This window comes from Flavobacterium rakeshii, assembly GCF_009741375.1.
In the GTDB taxonomy this organism is placed as follows: Bacteria; Bacteroidota; Bacteroidia; order Flavobacteriales; family Flavobacteriaceae; genus Flavobacterium; species Flavobacterium rakeshii.
In genome coordinates, this window is the sequence record NZ_WOWP01000037.1 from 1 (window position 1) to 20,973 (window position 20,973).

The 20,973-nt window shown below is 36.5% G+C and carries 25 protein-coding genes and 1 pseudogene; 17 read left to right on the forward strand and 9 right to left on the reverse strand.

The genetic code is table 11. From position 1 onward, the window contains the following. From GN157_RS17950 to GN157_RS10910, 7 genes are all read left to right on the forward strand, one after another. Window positions 1–200: hypothetical protein (locus tag GN157_RS17950; RefSeq protein WP_231749124.1), on the forward strand; the 200-nt coding region annotated here is incomplete at its 5' end. Between the two features lie 589 nt (window positions 201–789). Beyond that, complete coding sequence (locus GN157_RS10885; RefSeq protein WP_157483430.1) at window positions 790–1,059, forward strand: DUF7683 domain-containing protein; 270 nt, start codon at window positions 790–792, stop codon at window positions 1,057–1,059. 66 nt (window positions 1,060–1,125) lie between these two features. Further along, entirely contained in the window at window positions 1,126–1,497 is a 372-nt protein-coding gene (locus tag GN157_RS10890; protein ID WP_157483431.1) for a hypothetical protein, read from the forward strand. Window positions 1,498–1,530: 33 nt separating this feature from the next. Then, window positions 1,531–2,025 (forward strand): hypothetical protein, encoded by a 495-nt coding sequence (locus GN157_RS10895; protein ID WP_157483432.1) that lies wholly within the window; start codon window positions 1,531–1,533, stop codon window positions 2,023–2,025. A gap of 151 nt (window positions 2,026–2,176) precedes the next feature. After that, the gene (locus GN157_RS10900; RefSeq protein WP_157483433.1) at window positions 2,177–2,647 is read left to right on the forward strand and encodes a hypothetical protein; all 471 of its coding nucleotides are present in this window, start codon (window positions 2,177–2,179) and stop codon (window positions 2,645–2,647) included. An 8-nt stretch (window positions 2,648–2,655) separates the two neighbouring features. Then, window positions 2,656–2,985, forward strand: a complete 330-nt coding sequence (locus GN157_RS10905; protein WP_157483434.1) for a hypothetical protein — start codon at window positions 2,656–2,658, stop codon at window positions 2,983–2,985. 2 nt (window positions 2,986–2,987) lie between these two features. After that, entirely contained in the window at window positions 2,988–3,341 is a 354-nt protein-coding gene (locus GN157_RS10910) for a cyclic-phosphate processing receiver domain-containing protein (RefSeq protein ID WP_231749125.1), read from the forward strand. A gap of 7 nt (window positions 3,342–3,348) precedes the next feature. Here the strand turns inward: GN157_RS10910 and GN157_RS10915 are convergent, their stop codons facing one another. Continuing rightward, on the reverse strand, window positions 3,349–3,714 hold the full coding sequence (locus tag GN157_RS10915; protein WP_157483435.1) for a cupin domain-containing protein: 366 nt from the start codon (window positions 3,712–3,714) through the stop codon (window positions 3,349–3,351). A 139-nt stretch (window positions 3,715–3,853) separates the two neighbouring features. On the opposite strand from GN157_RS10915, the gene GN157_RS10920 reads away from it, so the two are divergent. The 4 genes from GN157_RS10920 (at window position 3,854) to GN157_RS10935 (ending at window position 7,951) form a co-directional block, all read left to right on the forward strand. After that, window positions 3,854–5,086 carry a nucleoside permease gene (locus GN157_RS10920; protein ID WP_157483436.1) on the forward strand — a complete coding sequence of 411 codons (1,233 nt, stop codon included), beginning with the start codon at window positions 3,854–3,856 and terminating at the stop codon, window positions 5,084–5,086. A gap of 342 nt (window positions 5,087–5,428) precedes the next feature. After that, window positions 5,429–6,712 (forward strand): hypothetical protein, encoded by a 1,284-nt coding sequence (locus GN157_RS10925; RefSeq protein ID WP_157483437.1) that lies wholly within the window; start codon window positions 5,429–5,431, stop codon window positions 6,710–6,712. A 241-nt stretch (window positions 6,713–6,953) separates the two neighbouring features. Next, window positions 6,954–7,289 (forward strand): hypothetical protein, encoded by a 336-nt coding sequence (locus GN157_RS10930; RefSeq protein ID WP_157483438.1) that lies wholly within the window; start codon window positions 6,954–6,956, stop codon window positions 7,287–7,289. A 227-nt stretch (window positions 7,290–7,516) separates the two neighbouring features. Further along, entirely contained in the window at window positions 7,517–7,951 is a 435-nt protein-coding gene (locus GN157_RS10935) for a hypothetical protein (RefSeq protein WP_157483439.1), read from the forward strand. Window positions 7,952–8,015: 64 nt separating this feature from the next. On the opposite strand, the gene GN157_RS10940 is transcribed toward GN157_RS10935, so the two are convergent. The 8 genes and pseudogenes from GN157_RS10940 to GN157_RS10975 form a co-directional block, all read right to left on the reverse strand. Then, the gene (locus GN157_RS10940) at window positions 8,016–8,558 is read right to left on the reverse strand and encodes a hypothetical protein (protein WP_157483440.1); all 543 of its coding nucleotides are present in this window, start codon (window positions 8,556–8,558) and stop codon (window positions 8,016–8,018) included. A gap of 113 nt (window positions 8,559–8,671) precedes the next feature. Beyond that, window positions 8,672–9,072 (reverse strand): annotated as a pseudogene (locus tag GN157_RS10945) (transposase); the annotation flags it as partial. Between the two features lie 77 nt (window positions 9,073–9,149). Beyond that, a complete protein-coding gene (locus GN157_RS10950; RefSeq protein ID WP_157483441.1) occupies window positions 9,150–9,839 on the reverse strand; it encodes a hypothetical protein in 690 nt (229 codons plus the stop codon). A 79-nt stretch (window positions 9,840–9,918) separates the two neighbouring features. Then, window positions 9,919–10,356, reverse strand: a complete 438-nt coding sequence (locus GN157_RS10955) for a hypothetical protein (RefSeq protein ID WP_197429438.1) — start codon at window positions 10,354–10,356, stop codon at window positions 9,919–9,921. Between the two features lie 12 nt (window positions 10,357–10,368). After that, window positions 10,369–10,824, reverse strand: coding sequence for a hypothetical protein (locus GN157_RS10960; RefSeq protein WP_157483442.1), 456 nt, complete (start codon window positions 10,822–10,824; stop codon window positions 10,369–10,371). Beyond that, window positions 10,811–11,296: a hypothetical protein gene (locus GN157_RS10965; protein WP_157483443.1), complete on the reverse strand. Its 486-nt coding sequence runs from the start codon at window positions 11,294–11,296 to the stop codon at window positions 10,811–10,813. The genes GN157_RS10960 and GN157_RS10965 overlap by 14 nt, the downstream gene beginning before the upstream one ends. Window positions 11,297–11,462: 166 nt before the next feature. After that, window positions 11,463–11,801, reverse strand: coding sequence for a hypothetical protein (locus GN157_RS10970; RefSeq protein WP_157483444.1), 339 nt, complete (start codon window positions 11,799–11,801; stop codon window positions 11,463–11,465). Between the two features lie 25 nt (window positions 11,802–11,826). After that, window positions 11,827–15,123: a T9SS type B sorting domain-containing protein gene (locus GN157_RS10975; RefSeq protein WP_157483445.1), complete on the reverse strand. Its 3,297-nt coding sequence runs from the start codon at window positions 15,121–15,123 to the stop codon at window positions 11,827–11,829. A 344-nt stretch (window positions 15,124–15,467) separates the two neighbouring features. Between GN157_RS10975 and rpsA the strand changes: the two genes are divergently transcribed. The 6 genes from rpsA to GN157_RS11005 all read left to right on the forward strand — a co-directional run bounded on the left by rpsA (window position 15,468) and on the right by GN157_RS11005 (window position 20,808). After that, window positions 15,468–17,234, forward strand: a complete 1,767-nt coding sequence (rpsA, locus tag GN157_RS10980) for a 30S ribosomal protein S1 (RefSeq protein ID WP_157483446.1) — start codon at window positions 15,468–15,470, stop codon at window positions 17,232–17,234. Window positions 17,235–17,984: 750 nt separating this feature from the next. Then, window positions 17,985–18,527 (forward strand): tetratricopeptide repeat protein, encoded by a 543-nt coding sequence (locus tag GN157_RS10985; RefSeq protein ID WP_157483447.1) that lies wholly within the window; start codon window positions 17,985–17,987, stop codon window positions 18,525–18,527. Between the two features lie 3 nt (window positions 18,528–18,530). Beyond that, entirely contained in the window at window positions 18,531–19,241 is a 711-nt protein-coding gene (locus GN157_RS10990; protein WP_157483448.1) for a hypothetical protein, read from the forward strand. A 69-nt stretch (window positions 19,242–19,310) separates the two neighbouring features. Continuing rightward, window positions 19,311–19,847 (forward strand): tetratricopeptide repeat protein, encoded by a 537-nt coding sequence (locus GN157_RS10995; protein WP_157483449.1) that lies wholly within the window; start codon window positions 19,311–19,313, stop codon window positions 19,845–19,847. A gap of 95 nt (window positions 19,848–19,942) precedes the next feature. Continuing rightward, window positions 19,943–20,302: a hypothetical protein gene (locus GN157_RS11000; protein WP_157483450.1), complete on the forward strand. Its 360-nt coding sequence runs from the start codon at window positions 19,943–19,945 to the stop codon at window positions 20,300–20,302. Then, complete coding sequence (locus GN157_RS11005; protein ID WP_157483451.1) at window positions 20,299–20,808, forward strand: hypothetical protein; 510 nt, start codon at window positions 20,299–20,301, stop codon at window positions 20,806–20,808. The genes GN157_RS11000 and GN157_RS11005 overlap by 4 nt, the downstream gene beginning before the upstream one ends. Window positions 20,809–20,973 lie beyond the last annotated feature (165 nt).

Sequence of the window (20,973 nt, forward strand, 5' to 3'; positions counted from 1 at the left end):
GACATGACATACTGAACGTAATGAGTGGTGAGGTTTTGTCCTTTTGTCTTGACACAAAAGAACGAAAAAGTCAAGGCTATGGTTTCTCAGGCTATGAATTCCCTTATTCGGCTAAACCATCCGAACTCGGCTCTCGCCTCAAACAGCGGATGCTTTTATACGCCGTTTTCGGTAATTTACTTAACGCCTTTAAAACCTAATGCCGTTCGCTAAGTGATGTTTTCTTAGGTTGTCATTCCGATACGAAACGTAGTGTAGTGAGGAATCTCTGAACTTTTAATAGAGATGTCTCCTGCCGTCGATATGACATACTGAACGTAATGAGTGGTGAGGTTTTGTCCTTTTGTCTTGACACAAAAGAACGAACAAGTCAAGGCCGTGGTTTCTCAGGCTATAAATTTCCTCATTCGGCTAAACCATCCGAACTCGGCTCTCGCCTCAAACAGCGGATGCTTTTATACGTCGCTTTCGGTAATTTACTTTACGCCTTCAAAACCGAATGCCGTTTGGCACTGTTATCAATAAGAGATTTTTCGACTTCACTTTGTTACGCTCAAAATGACAATAGGAATGTCATCCTGACGAAAGGAAGGATCTCTTTTCTATTCCGGCTGTAGCGATAGCATAACAGAGGAATCTCATTCAGATTTTACACGTCTATAGTATTAGTATGTAATATCTTACAGGTTTTAGTTGTTGAAAACTACTGAATTTTTAAATGTTAAAAAGTGTTAAACTTTTAACTAAAATAATTATTTTGGCGCCATAAAATAACCAAACCTTTACCTTATGAAACCGCCAATTAACATCAACAACTTCGTTGAGGAGTATCGTCGGGATAACGACGAGTTTAACAGGGAATTTGATATTAACGAAATTAGCCTTGGGGTTATTAAATCGTTTATCACCCCTAATTTAAGTGACCCTGAGCTGTATAGTACTTACACTATTGATGAGGTTACTGCCGATAAAATCAATAAATGCCTTTCAAACAAAATTAGCTTTGATTTTGATACTTACGAGTATTGCTTTCAAAGATATGGCGACTATGATGAATAGTTAGCCCATGGGGATGTTTTAAATAAAAAGCTTAAATTGTATTAATTATTTTTTATAAACATCCCCATGAAAAAAATAATCCCCATTATTTTAATTGTGCTGTCATCCTGCAGTAGCAGTGTTTCGGTAATAACGGTTAACGAAGAGTACGGTTACCATATAACAAGTAAAAACCTTAAAGAGTTTAGCAACCCAGCCAAGGCTACTGTAAAGCAGGTAAAAAGCAAAGAGGTGAGTGCCGAGTTTGATTATATGAAAAAGTACCTTATTACCGGTAAGGATCATCTTATTCCAAATGGGATTTTCACTTATGCGATAATAAAGGGAAGCGATACTATATATGCCAGTTCTAATCTTACCTATTGGTTTTATAAAGAGAGGGTAATACTGTATCAGTCACCCATTATAAATGTTGAGACGATAAATGATTTACAGTAAACATTTATATTTGCTTAAAAATAACCTTACGTAATGAAATACACTATTACTTTTTTAATTGCCCTTTTATGTGCCGGATGTGAAATTAAAAAAGAGTATATAAATGATCCCCAAGATATTGCCATGAGCAAACACCTGGCAAATGTATTTTATGAAACCATGTCTCATGAAGAAAGAGTACCGCTTTATAAGTTAATGGGGGATGAGGTGGATTTGGATGAGTTTAAGTCGGTTATTGATGAGAAAGATTCGTTGTACGGAAGGGTGGAGGCTATTACTGTAATTGCTATAAAGACAAAAAAAAGTGAAGGCACAGCCGGACTTCATGTTGAAAGCCAGGTGAGTGCTGAGATACGCAGGGAGTTTGCCAAAGTTTATGAAAAGATACTTATAGTGCAGGAAGGGTATGAAGAGCCCAGAGTACAAAAATTTAGTACTGATAGTGTAGGAGAAATAAATTTTGAATATAGGGCTTACAGGAAGCGTATTGAAGAAGAGGAAAAACGTAAATATGAATCTTCTAAATAATACGAAATTTGCATAAAAACAGGGCGTTGGTCGGGTATAATTTGCTTTTCATCGAATAATTAAGAAAAACACTGTAAATATTTTTCTTACAATAGTTTACAAGGAATTTTTCTTATTAAATTTACTTCCCAACCAAAAACTACGGCCTGTTATGAAACACATTAGCTTAATGCTATTTGCAGTACTTGTTTGCGCATGTACACAACAAAAACAAAAGGAAACAGCACTACAGCCGGCTATTAAAACCGGCATGCATGTAACCCCGTGCGACTCTAATTTACTGTCACAGCTGGAGGGTACTAAAAATGTTAGCAACTATGAGATTTTTCAGTATCTAACAACTTTTGAAAAGCTGGATGCTAATGTTAATCCCGAGTGTAATTACAGAAGGTTTAAAATTTTGTTCAGCTTACTGGATACTCGTACCAATACTTTTTTACAAAAGCTGGATGAGGTATCGCCACAGGCAAAACAAAACGTACTTAAACTTATTAGTATTGCACAAATTAAGGAGGGGGATGTTAGACGTCTTTCTGAAAAAGTAACAGCAGCCGAGGCACAACCAAGAACCAAATCGGAAATGCTGGTTACCCTAATGAAGAGTTTAGGGCAGCACGAATAATATACTGTATGAAAAAATACACCTTACTAACTCTGTTACTTGTTGTAACCTGCATATCGGTATTATACTGGCAGTATGATTACACTCCTTTTTATCCTGTAAAGCATGTAGGTGAGGAGTATGTTGTAGATAATATAGAGAAACAGTCGCATCCGTTTAACGAGAACCTGATTAAGGTGCTTGATTATTATAATGTAGATTTTAAAGTGTGTAACGGGGTAGTACACGTTAAAAATCAGCTTTATGCTAACAAAGCCCTAATGTATAATTATACCCGAAAGGCTAAAGATGAAATGTGGTTTAACGATCATCATTTTGCCTATTATAAACAGAATTAAAATTGAATACAGGAAGAATAGCCTACAAGCTTTTTTTGGATGATGTTAGGGAAGTCCCTATGGTATACCCTGACCTTACTAATAAGGATTTTATAATTGCAAGAACCTATAGTGAGTTTGTAGAGATTATTAAAGAAAACGGACTCCCTTATTTTATCAGCTTTGATAATGACCTGGGGGAAGATGAAAACGGAAACCTGCTGCCCGATGGTTATGCCGCAGCACAATGGCTGGTATACCAAAGCAGGCTGGATTTAAAGAAGCTTATTTTTAAGGTACATTCATCTAACCCGGTGGCATCGGTACAAATAAAATCGTTACTGGATAATTACATCAATTTTATAAACGAAAACTGATTTGGGTTTATATCCTGTCTAAATTTTTTACGGTAAAGTCATTCTCAGTATTACCCGTATTTAGTGTGGTATTAGGTTCAAATAGCATTACTTTCACTTCGCCTACAGCTACCGGCTTATGGTTAGTTCCTTTAGGGATAACAACAAATTCGCCAGCGTTTATCTCCAGTGTTTTATCGTCGAGTTCCATTAAGAGTTTGCCTTCCATAACCAAGAACATTTCGTCTTCATTGTCGTGTTTGTGCATCACAAACTCATCTTTAAATTTAGCCACTTTAACCAGCTGACCGTTAAGTTCGCCTACAATTTTAGGATTCCAGTATTCGGTAAATGAATCAAATTTTTCCTTAAGGTTTACGGTTTTTATTTCCATGACTTAGTTTTTTATCAAATATACTGCTTTATGCCATGAGATAATAGGCACGCCCAGTGTTAAAACTTAACCTACATAATTCACTATATTTCAACTTTTTTGGTAGTTTTACGGCTATGTTCAATCAATACATATACACATGGGTATAAAAGGCCGTTTGGTGTTAATGAACTTCCTTCAGTTCTTTATATGGGGTTCTTGGTTAATTTCGTTAGGTAACTATATGGGTGCCTCGCTTGGCTTTAGCGGTATACAGATAGGCGGAGTTTACACCACTATGGGTATTGCCTCGCTTTTTATGCCGGGACTGCTGGGTATAGTTGCCGACAGATGGATTAACGCCGAAAGATTACTGGGGCTTTGCCACCTTATAGGAGCAGTACTTATGCTTTATGCCACAACAGTAACCGATTATTTTTGGTTTTACATTATAATGTTGCTTAATGCCTGTATGTATATGCCTACCATTGCATTGAACAACTCGGTTTCCTATAACGTACTCGAGAAAAAGGGATATAGTATTGTGACCGATTTTCCACCTATACGCGTGTGGGGCACCATAGGTTTTATTGCCGCCATGTGGACGGTTGATTTTTTAGGCTATACCCAAAGTGCGGGTCAGTTGTATGTTGGGGCTGCTTCGGCTTTACTGCTGGGCTTTTACGCCTTTACCATGCCACCGTCGCCACCATTGCAAAAGGAAACCAAAAAGAGCCTTATGTCTACCTTGGGGCTGGATGCCTTTGTATTGTTTAAGCAACGTAAAATGGCGGTGTTCTTTATTTTTGCCATGCTGCTGGGTGCTGCATTGCAAATAACCAATGCCTTTGGCGGACCTTTCCTTGAAGATTTTAAAACCGATTATCCTGATTCCTTCGGGGTGCAGCATCCTAACTTACTGTTGTCTATCTCTCAGGTTTCTGAAACCGTATTTATATTATTAATTCCGTTTTTCCTAAAACGTTATGGTATTAAAACCGTTATGCTGTTTAGTATACTGGCATGGGTTTTCCGCTTCGGGTTGTTTGGTATTGGTAACCCGGATGACGGATTGTGGCTACTGGTACTGTCTATGATTATTTATGGTATGGCGTTCGACTTCTTTAATATATCGGGTTCTATGTTTGTGGAGAAAGAGGCCGATCCAACCATACGTTCGAGCGCACAGGGATTGTTTATGATTATGACAAACGGTATAGGTGCTTTTGTAGGCGGACTGGCAAGCGGATGGGTAGTAGACCATTTTACCGAAAACGGCATTCGCAACTGGCAATACATTTGGTTTACCTTTGCCGGTTATGCACTGGTACTAGCCATTATTTTTCCTTTTGTATTTAAGGTAGAAAAAGGAGAGATGGTTAAGGAGGAATAAACCTTTGTAGGAATTTTACATTTAGATTTTATACCATTTTGGAGCTGTAGCTTGGCGTTCTATTTTTGTTGAGGTTTTCCGTATTTGTAGGAGTTACTCGACGTTTTGTCGTGGTAATTTGCTTTTTGTCGAAAAATACACCCCCTTTATCGATGTTTCAAATTATTGGGGAGTTATAATTCGATAATAAATTCGTACTTTAATCGCTAAATTGTTAGTTATTATGAATATTTTATAATAAAACGAAACGATTAAACAAAAATTTAATATTTAGTTTCTTACAAGGATAAAATTTAGTATTTTCGTAAACAACCATAATCACCTAAAAACCACCGCCTTATAATGAAACAGATGCCCCTTTTACTGTTTTCCGTACTGCTATTGCTGGTGGGTTGTAAAGAAGAACCCAAAAAAATTGCGGAAGTAGAGCCTGTAGAAACTGTTGTTCCGCAGGTTGAGTATACTATTAGCCTGCAGCCATACAATGGTGTTTGGGTTCCAAAAAACTATGTAGATTCATTAAAGGTAAGCCGTTCGCCGTTTGCCTCATCAAAATATCTTAAAGGTATAAACAGTGTTGTTATTGCAGCCGCACCCGAAGAGCCTAAAACGCCTATAAAAATATATTATGGTACCGAAGGCGAACAGGGTATGATTATACAAAAGGATGCCGAACCTTATATAAGCTACAATACGCTTGACGGTACTGTTGAAGAACGACTTTTTATTAATAATAACCTGCTTACATTTAATCTTAACGGACACAAAGCCGAACTGGTGAGAGTGGCCGATGTGGCTAACGCCAAAGACGAGTCTAAAGGGGTGAATGATGTGACTAACAGGGTACTTTTTGACAATAAGAGCTATTCGTGCCATTGCCCTGATTTGGGAGGTTTTACTACTAATATAAAATTGAATGCCGATGGTACTGCCCAAAATCTTTTTGGGTATGATAACTATGAGGTGGCAACAGTTTTTGTATCGGATATTTACCCGATGGACAAAATATACTTTAAAAACGGAAGTGAGTGGGGTAAAAGCTACCATTACAAACTGGAAGGCGATAAAATAAGGCTGTTTGATATGGTTATTAACGATGAAGGTGCCATTGATATTAAACCGTTTTGTGTGCTTGAGGAAACTCAGTTCTTTAAGCTTACGCCTGATGAAAAGCAGGCTTATATTGAGGAGAATAAAAGAAGCCTTGACGAGCTTGTTGTAAGCCATTATGGCGAGTATGCCACTATGGGTGATATGATGGAAATTACCGGAGTACTATCGTCATTAAAAGAGCAAAAAGATAACCTGTCGTTTTACATGTATGTAGCGGGGCAAGTGTATAAAAATAAAATGGCCGATTCATCTAACCCTATTGGGGAGAGCCTGGGGATTAGTGCCGATGATTATTTTTACCGCATTTTTCTGGAAAGACCGGAGCTTTTTTATGCTTACTTGGGCGCCGATAAAACGCCTTACCTGCAACGTAGGTTAAGACAGGCAGTTAAAGACAGGTTACAGCTTGAAAATGATGCTGCCGACGGTACAACCTATTCTGATTCGCTTTATAATGTACATATCCAATACTGCAAAGGATATGAGTGGTCTGTAAAATCAGTATTTAAGTAAGAATTAAGAAAGTACAGTTGGTCATGAAACCGATATGTACTTTTTTTGTATTTCTATTGTAGTTATTATGCTACAAAAGTGCAGTTTATCGATAAATTCTGTCTTTTTATAGTCTTTTTATCATCAATTGTTACCTAATCGATAGGTGATTTACTTATTTGTTAAATTTAAGTATGGTTCTCACCACGAATCAAAAGTATTATTGTTTATCTTGTTTAAGAATTACCACGCTATATACCCCATGAGTCTTAAAGAAAAACTATTGCTTACGGTTCCCGAATTTGACTTTAGGGAATACCAAAACGAAGACGATTTTATTGTTGTTTGTTTTTTTGCCCTCTTTACGGCAAATAATATGCACAGTGCCACTATTATGGAACATTGTGCCAACTGTATTGCTTTTATATACAATAATAAGTATCCTGATTATGATGCCATGCTGGATCAAATTGCACTAACCCTTTTTGATGAAGATCAGTTTAACGAAGCTTTTTTGGATTTGCTTCCGGCTGAGGTACAACAGCGTTTTCACAACTCTATAGCCATGTGGAGACAGGGTAGTGGGAGCGTGCAGTAAATTTATCTATGTTGTAATTAGGCACGAGCGGGACGCTCGCGCCAGCTATAAGGGTCTAACCTAGTAGAGTAAGAGTATTGTAGTTAAGCACGAGCGGAACGCTCGCGCCAGCTATAAGGGTCTAACCTGGTAGAGTAAGAGTATTGTAGTTAAGCACGAGCGGAACGCTCGCGCGAGTGAGGGGCAATTTACCTGCTGTGTGCTACGTTTTAAATTAAAACCTTACCATGAAAAAACGTTTACTTTTCTTATTACTGTTTATCGGTTTTTACTGTAACGCTCAGGTTAAAACTTATTTATATAATCATACAGAAGCAAACGACGAGGTGTTTAAAGATTATATTATACTTACCTTTAATAATAACAGCATTGTTAAGGGTGTGTATTATGGTAACCAACCTGAAATGTCTTTTGTAGCAGATGTGGTTTTTGAAATGAATAAAAGCACTGGGTTGAGTTTTAATCTCATTAACTATAAATTCAGCAGGCAAACTGTAAGTCCTTACAGTAAGGCTCAATACTTTGAACCCAAAAAATTAGCTTTTGTATTAAGCGAAGGTTCTTACTCTGGTTATATTGTAGATAATGAATTACAATTGCAGTTTACATGGGTTTATGCTGATTCGGCAACTAAAGATATGGTTTTTAACTTGGTAGAGTAAGAGTAGTTAGTTGAGTACGAGCGGGACGCTCGTGCGAGCGATAAGGGTGCTATGTTACTATTTTTTAAGCTTCAAACTTAATTAAAAACTGAAAACAGTTTTCCAGTAAATCATAATGTATTTGTTTTAAATGGAATGCTATTTTCAACGTATAAACATCTTCTTTGGTTTTTCCTGATATGTTAGGGCTGAATTCTGAATCACAATTCCCAAAACTCATTATTTGGTTTAAATCTGGGTTTTTTAATAGTGTCTTGCATAAACTTTGAGACTTAGATGTAATAGTAAATAAAGATTTTCTTTTTGATATAATACGTTTAAAAATTCCTATTTCATTAACTTTAAAGCCGGGGCATTCTTTTTTATTACTGGTTGTAGTAAATTCAAAAATATGCCTGTCTCCAAAAGCTCCTCCGTCTATCGATTTTAATTTGCTAAATTCGGATTGTCTGAACTCGTACCTGAATTGTATATTTAAATCGTTAGCATTAAATAATAGGCTGTAAACATAAAGAGGCATATAGGTATGTCCGTTATACCATTTACTTTCAGTAATATTAATTGTGCCGTTATGTCGGTCAGATATTTTTTTTAGAAACTCTTCCATTCAAACTCGTTTTTTTATGTGGGACTAGCTGGACACTTGCGTCAACGAGGGGAAATATTACCATATACCTCTGCTAGCGCGAGCGTCCCGCTCGTGCTTTATATTTGCACTTTTTAATTGTTTAAATCGATTTCAAGTATTGTGTGGTCGTTGTTGCCATAATTACGAGCACTACTGTATTTCCAGTCTATAGGGTCAATAACAAAGCCAGCTTCGACAGGATTATTATGAATATAGTTTAGTTTTTGCTCAAATACTTGTAATGACCAAATTTCTATAGGCATATTATGCTGTTGCCAAAATTGCATTGATGTAACATTACTATTTTTTTTGCCTGCTCGCTCAAACATCCAAAGCATCCATTCCTTTCTGCTTTCCTGCGGATTTTCCTTAATGGCTGTAGGTAGTTTTTTTGATGTGTATCCTTTAAAATCTCTTATTAATCCGGAGGGATTATTTAATGTAGTTCTAAATATTAAACGGATATGACTATGCATTTACAATGACCATATATTTACACGCCTTTATTTTTACGACTCATTGTAGTAAATATATTATAAATTTATTGTTTTATTTTCTATGTAATCGTAGTTAAGATGTTTTGTTATTTATGTAATCGGTAAAGTTAAACACTCCTGATTTTAGTGCATCAAAAAAGGTTTCTTTATTATTGAAAAGCTCTTCTACTTCATAAGGATTGTGTATTAATCCATAAATAACACTGTTTTTATCTATAGCAATATAATTGCCGTTTTCAAGATCTTTAATGGTATAGAGGTCACCTTTTGAGGTTTCAATTTCAAAGGTGTCTTGTATATCAAGCATAGATGATATTTCGTTAGGAATGTTACCTAAAATATTTTGTAAAGCCTCAGTGTCTTTGTTTCCTATTTTTACTTTTTTAACGTTAGAAACATCTATTTTGCCAGAGTCAATTTCTATTTTTTTAGTGTTTGTATGTAGCACGTAGCCACTAACCCTTCCTGACATAATATAAATTTCTAAATCGATAAAACGCGATGATTTTAAATCAAAAACCTTGACTCCTTTTATTACAGAGATTTCTTCATTACGTATTTCATATTTACGAGCAACATCAGGATGGTAAGATATGGTCTTATAACCAGGTATGTCACCTAATCCATTAAGAATATTTTTTATGAGTCCTTCATTTATTTGCTGTAAGTATATGGAGTACTGAGTAGGCATGGCAGTAAATACATTTTTAAGCATTTCTATTTGCCATGCATTTTTATCTTTTTTACTGAATAGTTTGAACATATTGCTATTAACTTTCTTTTTTAAATATAAATAATAGGTTATTTTCTGTTAGCGTGAGCGTTCTGCTCGTGCGTTACACTTATTCAATTGGTGTTGCTCCAAGCGGTTCCATCCATTGCAGGGCTTCTCCGGCACCTTCTACAACATACCAGTTAACAGCTATAAGGTAGGTTGAGGCTTCGTTTGAAAGAAAGTACTCCATACCGGAACATTGCAGTAATAACTCTCCTGTTTTTTGAGCATTACTTATTTTTATCACAGTGTCTTTTTTTGTAACCTGATCAAAAAACAGATAGGCGGGCTCCTGTGGCAGGTGCCTACTGTAGGTAAACTCATATTCGTTAACAGGGAGTGAGACCGAGTTGTTATAGATAGACAGATGTCCTTGTGTTTTTTGTGGATTAAACTTATCTAATACCTGTTTTATGTACTGTTTTGCCTCCTCTTTGCTTAGTACACAGCACTCTGTTTCTGTTAACTTTGCAGCCTCAATTATTTCGTTAATATAGCTGTTCAATACTATAGGTTTTTACTCAGTTAAACGGAGCTCAGGATATTTACCTTCAAGTATAGTGAAAAGATGCTGTACGTTTTTAGGTAGTCCTTCTTTACTGCATATTCCTTCCTGATAGCAAACTATTTGTGTGTTTTCATTATTAAAGTATACCTGAAAGAAACACGGGCTTGAGATTGTTTCTGTTTCACTTTCTAAACAGTCGTAGTTAAGGTGTTTTGTTATTACTGTTTTTATCTGGTTAACTGTTGCTGAGTTTGACGTAATTTTTTTGTACTGAAAAATCTCCGGGTTACGTACATTAGAAAAGTATATGGTATCGTTATTATCATAAACCATTACACTACTGTTTGTGCCGGGTATTGCGTATCCAATAGTATAGCTGGCTATTGCATCATTTTCAACTTTGTTTTGCCCACAGGAAAATAATGATAGTATAATTATAGCGGTAAGGAGCTTAGTTATTTTCATTGTTCAAAAAATCGTTAATTGTTTTATGTGTTTTTAAAAAGTCGATAACATTTTTACACTCGTTAGAAATGTTGTTTAAATTGCTAACCCCAGCCGGAAACATTAATAAGTTGCCCGATGGAGATTTGATTACAAATTTTACAGTGTAGCGACTACCTGAGCCTTTTTCAATCCAGTTGTGGTTTGTATTTATATTGGTTTGCTGTTTTACCAAATCACAAAACTCATTTAGCTGTTGTTTGTTTACAGGTATATTTTCGCTTTTAATTTTTTGGCTTCTTTCGTTATAAAAATTAACCGTTAAAAAATCGGCTTCGTATTCTTTTTCAATTCCTATGCTTAAGCTGTTATTTTCAATATTCATTATACAGTTAACTCGGTTATAGTCTATAGGAGTATCGATGCTAGGTTTTTCGCTTTTGCCCGGAGCAATTAACAAAAGAAGAAGGAAAATATTTGCTATTATTTTCATGGTTGTAAGTTGTGGTTTTTATTAAGGTATGTTGAATTTGTGGTAAATATATTACATATTTTTTTGTCTTACTATATGTTGTGTCGTTAAGAGGAATATTGGTTTTCTATTAAGCAAAAGATTGTATTTTAGATATATCGGTGTTTGTAGAATGTTACTAATTATATCATGATAATAAGAATTGTTTCCACAACTTATTGATCTCTATTAAATGGTTTGTGGGTAGTGAGTACAATACGGGTGTATTGTTACTGTAATTAGGCTGGTTGTATAGTTTAGTTACATCAGGATTCACTTCTACACTTATGGCAGATTCGCTAATAAAAAAATTTTGAGGCAGAGTTCCGTTTACAACTAATTGTAATGCTTCTGTAAAATCATTAATATCTTCAATTTGCCTGCTGTCCATTATAAGCTGATTTAAAGCAAGGTGAGGTGAAAATATTGTTTTACCCCAATATTCAACATTTTGAAATGTAATGTTGTATGTTTTTAAAACAGACATCTTTCTAAAACCTTATATCTGAAAATTATCTCACCATAGAGAAGTGCCCTTTATGTTCGCGTCCGTCCTGGCGTTTAACAAGAAACCAGTAGTCAGTACTAGGCAACCTGTTGCCGTGGAAGGTTCCGTCCCAGCCTTCGTAGTTAGGGCCAAAGGAAATAATTAGTTTTCCATACCTGTCGAAGATGTAAATTTCCATATCGGGTTCAAAGAAAGAATACTGTATGCGCCATGTTTCGTTTACACCATCGCCGTTTGGCGTAAAGAACTTAGGGTAGGTAAGCAGGTATACATCACCAAGATCGGCACCACAGTCGTACTTATCTCTTACATACACGGTGTATGGACCGGGAGTTAGGTTTGTGAATAATGGCGAATCCTGATAAATAAATCCATCCAGAGAATATTCAAACTCCTGTGGGTATTGTGATGGTTCTACAATTACGTTTATAGTATTATCTGCCGTAGTCCAGTCGGTAATATCAACCTGTGCAATACGTGGAATAGCGGTCATGGTAACGGTAAACGAGTGGGTGGTTTGGCATCCGTTCTCGTTTGTGGCGGTAATAGTATAGTTTCCGCTTTCGGTAAAGGTTACACTTTGGGAAGTATCTCCGGTAGACCATTCGTAACTTTCATAACCCTCGGGTGCTGTAACTGTAGTACTTTGTCCTTCACAAAGAGCATAGAAATCGTCCATTTCCAGTGAAGGCGCATCCTGAAGTATAAGCTCAAATTGTGATATAGATACACAATCGGGGTTAGCGCTATGGGTTGCCCTGGCATATATGGTAGCGTTGCCTGATGTATAAGTATCTGATAGCGGAAGCGGATTAATACCTGCTTCGGCATCATTTTCACTGGTGTGAAGGGTAATAGTTACAAAATCCGGATCCTGATTATCCAGTACAAATGCCACTTGTGCAGCAAGGTTAAATTCTTCCTCACCGTCATTGCCTGCATCACACAGTATAATATCGGGAGCGGTGTTTGCTGTAACCAGTGAAGGCAGGTCGTTTACATTAAAATTCATTGGTACTATGGTACCACAAGGATCTTCTACCTGTAGCAGGTAAGAGGCAGTTTCCAGTCCGTAAAAAATATTACCGGTACCATTATCTATCATTACCGGTTCTCCGTTCATTTCAATAATACGATAAGTAAGTGGCTCTACACCTGTAGCATTAATTAATACATCGTTTGTTGCACCGCCGTCGCAAGCTATATTTAAAATATCATCAATAAGTAGTCCGTTAGGTACAATAAACTCCTCCAGTATTTCGATACAGGTTTTTTTACTGGCACCGCTACCATAGGTAGTAAACGATTTTATTACCCTAAATGTACCGTAATGGGCTATATTGTATAGAGTTTCATTATTAGTTAGTTCTAATGCTGTTTCGTCATCGGGTTCTACACCTTCAATATAGTCTGTGTCACCACCCGGAATGCGCCACGCATCGGTTTCTTCATTGTACTGCTGTAACCAGTATTTAACCTGATTGATGGCATTACTGTTATGGGATATATAAAGATCAAAGGAACCACAGTTAAGGGTAACATCTACTTCGGTCGAATTGATTTGGTATCCGTTAAGATTTATTGTTTTTGTTTTTACTCCACAATCATCTGTCACCTGGATGGTGTATGAACCGGCTGGTAAATTATCCATATATATGGTTGCCGCAGATGTAGAGAAAGGGGTAATATCATAAGGTAGTGTTTCACCAAAAGCAGCCGGAGCAGCTGTAATGTAAGCTTCGGATATTGGAGGTTTTTGGGTTGCTACAAATAGTGTTGCATAGCCTTCCTGGCAATCTACCCTTTGCCCTGTAGGGATATCAGGATCGGCCACTTCAATAACAAACTCAAGCGGGTCATACTCCTTACCACATGTATCTGTAAGCATAACAACATACTGTCCCGGTGGTAGTCCCGGTATGGTAAGAAGGTTTATTTCATCGCCTGGTTCGTTAGAATATTCGTAATATTCCATTACATCATCGGGGAGAGCTTCAGTATACTCATCGGGTGCTACTACAACTTCTGCTGTTGCTATAATAAGTCCGGGAATAGATATTTCTACATATCCTAATAAGGAACTACAGTCGGCCTGACTTGGGCTGGCAACAGGGACTACTTCTATTTCTTCAATCTCAATAGTAAATGGCGCTACACGTCCGCAGGAGTCGGTAATATTACCTGTATAAATACCATAAGGACATTCGTATTCATCACTGCCAAATTCAATTTGATCGTCATCGGCTACATAAGGTCCCGGATAGTTTTCGTTTGCCACTGTAGGGTCCCATCCGGCAGGGTATGTTTCAAAGGTAATAGTATAAGGCCCTACAAATTTAAAGGGCTGAAGGAGTAGTTTTTTACCAAAACAGTTAGCATTGTCAAACTGTACAACGGTTAGCATTGTTACATATACTTCACAGTGTTGAGTGTAGGTATTACAGCTATCTGTAACTTCAATGTCATAGTAATATGTTTGTTCATAATACAAAGGAATAACTGCAGATGTTATTAAGTTCATAGGGTCGTATTGACCTTGTATTACTATAGGTGTGCTTCCGTCAGGAGGGTATACGGTAACTACTATACTTTGTATTGTACTAGCAGCTTCAAATTCAGTAGTGTATAATGAGTTTGTTACAGTTACCAGGTCACAGTCCGGTAGTTCTGCGTCTGGTAATCCTGTTGTCTCTCCCAGTATAAGCTCTTCAGACATGGAGAAAAGTGTTACGGCCTGTGGTACACCAAAACCGCAATTATCATTTACCCTTACGGTATATATACCTGCGGGCAAATCAGTGAATGAAGGGGTGGTTTGTGGCGGAAAAGTAACCGGTCCGCTTATAATCTCGTAGCTTACCGCAGTTCCGCTGTTTACGGTTATGTTTATAACTCCGTCGTTACAAACGGGATCTGTAGTTGTGATGGAGTAAGCTACGGTTTGGGTATTATCTTCAATTATAACCTCAATAGGTGCCGATGTGGTTGCTCCCTGTTTAACTACTATACTGTAAGTACCATCTGTAAGGCTGGTAACTACTGGGTTGGTAGAGTTCCAAATTGGGTTATCTGTATCGGGTAGTTTGTATACTATATAATATACGTCTGTTCCTGTTTGTGCATTTTGTGCTGCGAGTGTAATAGTACCGTTACCGGGGCAGGTTTCGTCGGTTTTATTTACCATAGCCACACTGAGCTGAGAATAGGCAGCAGTGCTAAAAAAAAGCAATAGGAGTACTGTTACAAAATTCCGGTTAAGAAAATGTAGATTTAGATAGGTGTGACTGGTTGATAATTTCATAAAAAAAATTAAGTTTTTAGGACTTAATTTCAAGTTGTTTCCGGGTTCTAAGGTAAATAAAATAATTAATATAAAATATATGTTAAATAATTTGTTTTTCAATGTTATGATTATAACAAATTGTGTGTAAATTTTTACAATAATGTGGTTGTGATAATGTTGTGTTGCTAAAGCATTGTTTGTAAATGTTTTGTAGAATTGCAAAAGTTTTGTACCTTTGCGCACCTTTTAGCAGGAGATGGTTTCTAAAAGGTTAAAAATCAAATATGTAAAACACTTCCGTAGCGTTTTGTTACTGCACAGGAAACCTACAAAACAACGGGATACAAATTATTAGATCAGCAATGTCTGAACAAGTAAAAACACAAGAGGAATTTTTAAAAGAGTTTAACTGGCATAACTTCGAAGAAGGTATTGATCCTGTAGATGAGCAACACCTAAGAGAGTTTGAAGAGCTAGTTGAGAAAACTTTCATTTCTACTGATAATGATGAAGTAGTAGAGGGTACAGTAGTAAGAATCACTGACAGAGATGCTATCGTTGATATCAACGCTAAATCTGAAGGTGTTATCTCTTTAAATGAATTCCGTTACAACCCTAACCTAAAAGTAGGGGACAAAGTAGAGGTATTAATCGACGTTCGTGAAGATAAATCAGGACAGTTAGTATTATCCCACAAAAAAGCACGTACAATTAAAGCTTGGGACAGAGTTATCAATGCTCATGAAACAGGTGAAATCGTTAACGGTTTCGTTAAGTGCAGAACTAAAGGTGGTATGATCGTTGACGTATTTGGTATTGAAGCATTCTTACCAGGTTCTCAAATTGATGTTAAGCCTATCAGGGATTACGACCAATATGTAAACAAAACTATGGAGTTCAAAGTTGTTAAAATCAACCACGAATTCAAAAACGTAGTAGTTTCACACAAAGCGCTTATCGAAGCGGATATCGAAGTACAGAAGAAAGAAATCATCGGTCAGCTTGAAAAAGGCCAGGTACTTGAAGGTGTTGTTAAAAACATTACTTCTTACGGTGTATTCATCGACCTTGGAGGTGTTGACGGACTTATCCACATCACTGACCTTTCTTGGAGCAGAATTAACCACCCAAGTGAAGTTCTTGAACTTGACCAAAAACTTAACGTGGTTATCCTTGACTTTGATGATGAGAAAACAAGAATCCAACTTGGTCTTAAACAATTACACCCTCACCCATGGGATGCACTTGATGCAAACCTTGCAGTAGGTGACAAAGTTAAAGGTAAAGTAGTAGTTATTGCTGACTACGGTGCGTTTATCGAAGTTGCTGAAGGTGTAGAAGGTTTAATCCACGTTTCTGAAATGTCTTGGTCTACGCACTTAAGATCTGCTCAGGATTTCGTAAAAGTTGGTGATGAGGTAGAAGCAGTTATCTTAACTCTTGACAGAGAAGACCGTAAAATGTCTCTAGGTATTAAGCAACTTTCTCAAGATCCATGGACTGACATCACAGCTAAATACCCTGTAGGTTCTAAACACACAGGTATCGTTAGAAACTTCACTAACTTTGGTATATTCGTAGAGCTAGAAGAAGGTATTGACGGTTTAATTTATATCTCTGACCTATCTTGGACTAAGAAAATCAAGCACCCATCTGAGTTTGTAAACGTAGGTGATAAACTTGATGTTATTGTTCTTGAGCTTGATGTAGAAGGACGTAAATTATCTCTTGGTCACAAGCAAACTACTGCTAACCCATGGGATAAATATGAAGAGTCTTTTGCAGTAGGTACTGTTCACACAGGTGAGATTGCTGAGATCGTTGACAAAGGTGCTACTGTAGAGTTTGGTGACGATATCGTTGCTTTCATCCCTACAAGACACCTTGAGAAAGAAGATGGTAAAAAACTTAAGAAAGGTGAAAGCGCTGACTTTAAAGTAATTGAATTCAACAAAGAATTCAAAAGAGTTGTAGCTTCTCACACTGCTATCTTTAGAGAAGAAGAAGAGAAAAATGTTAAGACTAACAACGAGTCTAACAACTCTAACAACAATGCAGAGAAAACCACTCTAGGTGATATCGATGCACTTGCTGAATTAAAAGAAAGAATGGAAAAAGGTGAGAAATAATCACTAATTCCTCTTTTAAATATCAAAGCCCTGACCATTGGTCAGGGCTTTTTTTTGTGCTTAGATTTTTAGTTTTTATATTAAAAAATTAATGTGGTTTGCTTACTCATGCTATCATCCTGACGGCAGGAAGGATCTCTTTTCCATTCCGAAAGGATTAGTAATCTTTTTATTTAGATTTTTCGACTCCACTTCGTTACGCTCAAAATGATAGCAACGCATTGTCATCCTGAGGCAGGAAGGATCTCTTTTCCATTTCGAAAGGAGTAGTAATCTTTTTATTTAGATTTTTCGACTCCAGTTCGTTACGCTCAAAATGACAGCAACGCATTGTCATCCTTAGGCAGGAAGGATCTCTTTTCCATTCCGAAAAGAGTAGTAATCTTTTTTATTTAGATTTTTCGACTCCAGTTCGTTACGCTCAAAATGACAGCAACGCATTGTCATCCTGAGGCAGAAAGGATCTCTTTTCCATTCCGAATGGAGTAGTAATCTTTTTTATTTAGATTTTTCGACTCCACTTCGTTACGCTCAAAATGACAGTAACGCGTTGTCATCCTTAGGTAGGAAGGATCTCTTTTCCATTCCGACTGAAGCGATAGCGTAATGGAGGAATCTCATTCATAATTTAAAATTCATCATTTATAATAATGTTGTTTATTGTCCTTTTGTCCTGACACAAAGACCGAAAAAGTCAAGGCTATGTTGCTGTGCTAAAATTTGTATATTAGCTTTTTAAACCTCCTTACCATGAGATACTTAACTTCATTGTTGTTTTTGGGTTTCTGTTTAACAGCTAATGCCCAAAATTATCCCAAATACAAAACTACAAGGGTAAAAGATACTGTGTTTGCCCAACCGGAAAAGACGGATGAAATTATTATAGCCGAAACTCAGCTGGCAGAAGAGCCTAAAAGTGAATTTGATGAGCTTTTTGAAAAAGCACGGCAACTTGCCGTTGCTAAAGAGTTTAAACAGGCGGTTGTTATTTTTAACGAAGCCTTAGTTATAAGTCCGCCCGAAAATGAATATCTGGTATTACTTTTAAGGGGAAATTGCTATTTTTCACTTAGAGAGTTTGATCAGTGTATAAGCGACTATACCAGAGCTTTGGAAGAAACAAAGCTACCACATGAAAATGTAAAAGGGAATTTGTGTTTGATGCGTGGACTGGCTTATGGTTCGCGCGATGGTGAGGGTGATAAAGAGAGAAAGTGTGCCGATATTGCTGTTGCCCGTGCAACAGGAGCACTGAGCGGTGATGTGACTATGCTTGAAGAAGGTTGTGATTAAGCTATGAGGAATATATTTATATTATTTATTTTTTTAGGGCTTATAGTAGGCTGTAAAAATAGAGATACACAATTAGACGGTAAGGTAGAACTTACACTGCTTAATGATTCAATTGTCTTTTCGGGTACCGACGGGCATTATAAATACGAAGGTGACTTAGAAAGAGGGGCTAATATAGTAAGGTATAAAATTACTAATAACAGTGATGAGAAGTTGTTGTTTTTTCCTGTAAATGGGCAACAGCTCTACAACAGCTGTCTTACTTTTGATATAGTTGATAACAAAGGGAAATCTGTTAAAAAAGGAGATGGAATTTCTTTTATTGCCAAAGATACATGCTGGTCTTGTGATTTAGCAGTACAAAATAAAAAATCAGACATGTATTCAAAAATATTCAACGGTAAATTTAAAGGTCAGGATTTATGGTGCTATATGGCCTATGTGCGAGATAAAGTAATTATATCACCCGGAGAGAGTTGGGAATTTCATGCTTTGGCCAGTTTTCCTGTTGAGTATTTTAACGGTAGCTTTATAAGGTATGACCTTAAAGAAGATTCAGATTATACTTTAGCACTTAATTATAAGTCAGATAGACAGCTTTCTGAAAAAATACCCAATTTTGAAAAAGAAAATTTAAAACGTAATAACATTAGGATATTTGAAGGTGAGTTTACCTCAAATAAGGTGAAACTTGTGCATGTTGCCACTCCTTAATTTGTTTATGGTACTATGCTTGTGTATTATACGTTATAATTAATACCTTAGCCCTTAAATAAGCTTGCAATGAAAAGGATTTTTTTAATACTGATAGTTTTATTTACCTATACCGGCCTACAGGCACAGGAGTATGCTAAGCACAGGGTTAAAAAAGGTAAAGCTAAAACCGAGCAGGAAGCTACAAAACAGCCTGAGCCACAAAAAACTGTGGTGCCCAATACTGTTGTAAAAGAAGTTGCTGTTGATGATGAGTTTGAAAAGCTAATGCGAAGAGGGGCAAAAGAGGTGAGTACCCGTAAATACCTGGATGCTATAGCAACGTTTAATAAAGCAATGGACTATAACCATGAAACCGCACGTGTTTTGCGTTGCCGTGGTGAGGCTTTTTACAATAGTAAAGATTATCTAAGCGCTATAAAAGATTACACCGAGGCTATTGAACTGGGTACCGATTACCCAGGGGAAGTATATTACTCTCGCGCCATGTGTAAGGCTAAACTAACAGAACCCGATTATGAGGGTGCCTGCACCGATTTTAAAAAGGCAAAAGAGCTGGGCTTTACCATAGAAGGACGTGATGTAATAGGCCTGTACTGTAACTAAACTTAAAACAACACCTTACAACGATGGATAAAAAAAGTATTATTTACCATATTTTAAAACGATCATTTCAGGTTTTTTTAATATTTGCGTGCTTTATGGCATTGGTTAAAATCGTTTCACTGTTTTCTCCTTTTGAGTCGATTCTGTTAAATTGGGAGTTGGCATTACCTATATTACTGTTTACAGGTATTGTTGTAAGGAGTAATGTTATTCGTTACAGAAAATGGAAAAACGGTGAAGAGGTTGGAAATGTAGATCACCCTGCTGTTACATTGTTTGTTAAGAGATGTTTACAGCTCTTTTATATTTTCATAGTGACGGGAATTACTTTATATGTATTTGGTTTCAATAAGGGGGTACCAAATGCTGTAAGTATGTTACCTGTTGTGTGGTTTGTATTGATTATTGTTTGGGATAATATTAAACGTTACAAACAAAACAGGGCAGAGGCATGAGATGGCTTTCTCTTTTTCTCATAGTATTAGTTACAGGTTGTTCACCGATCCAAAAGCTTGAATATAGTCTTGATAAAGAATTACTGATTAAGTCAGGCAGACTTAGTGGGAAATTTGAAGGAGGGCAATTTTATCAGGAGCGACTGAATGAAAACGAATTTGCGTTCCATATTTATAATTTGAGATTTAAAGACGAAGTGTATAATTCCAGAATTCGTTTTTTAAATAATGCTTTTGTTTGGGATGATGAATTTGAATTTGATGGTTACGAAGTTTTAAGTGAGCGAAAGGAAGATAATTATCAAATAAGAGTATGTAAAGTAACATGTAATCATCCTGCTTTTAAGAAATATGGTAGTCCGTTTAAAAGTGTTTTTATTTCTCGAAACGAAGATGATTTTACAGCTATGTTAAGTAACTATTCTGCTTTTGCAGATAATGTAAATGAAAATTATTTGCTTTCACAATTCAAAAAAATAGATTTTGAGTTGAGACAAAAGAGGTAGCAGGTACTTTATTCACTATCTTTAGCGTTATAAGTTAACAACCAGTTTTTTTTAACACACCTATTAAAACTGAGTCGTCCTAAAATAGGTTGACAATTTTTACAATAAAATTTATATTAACCAGTCAGTATTTGCTGACTGGTTTTTTCATGTATAAAATTAGGC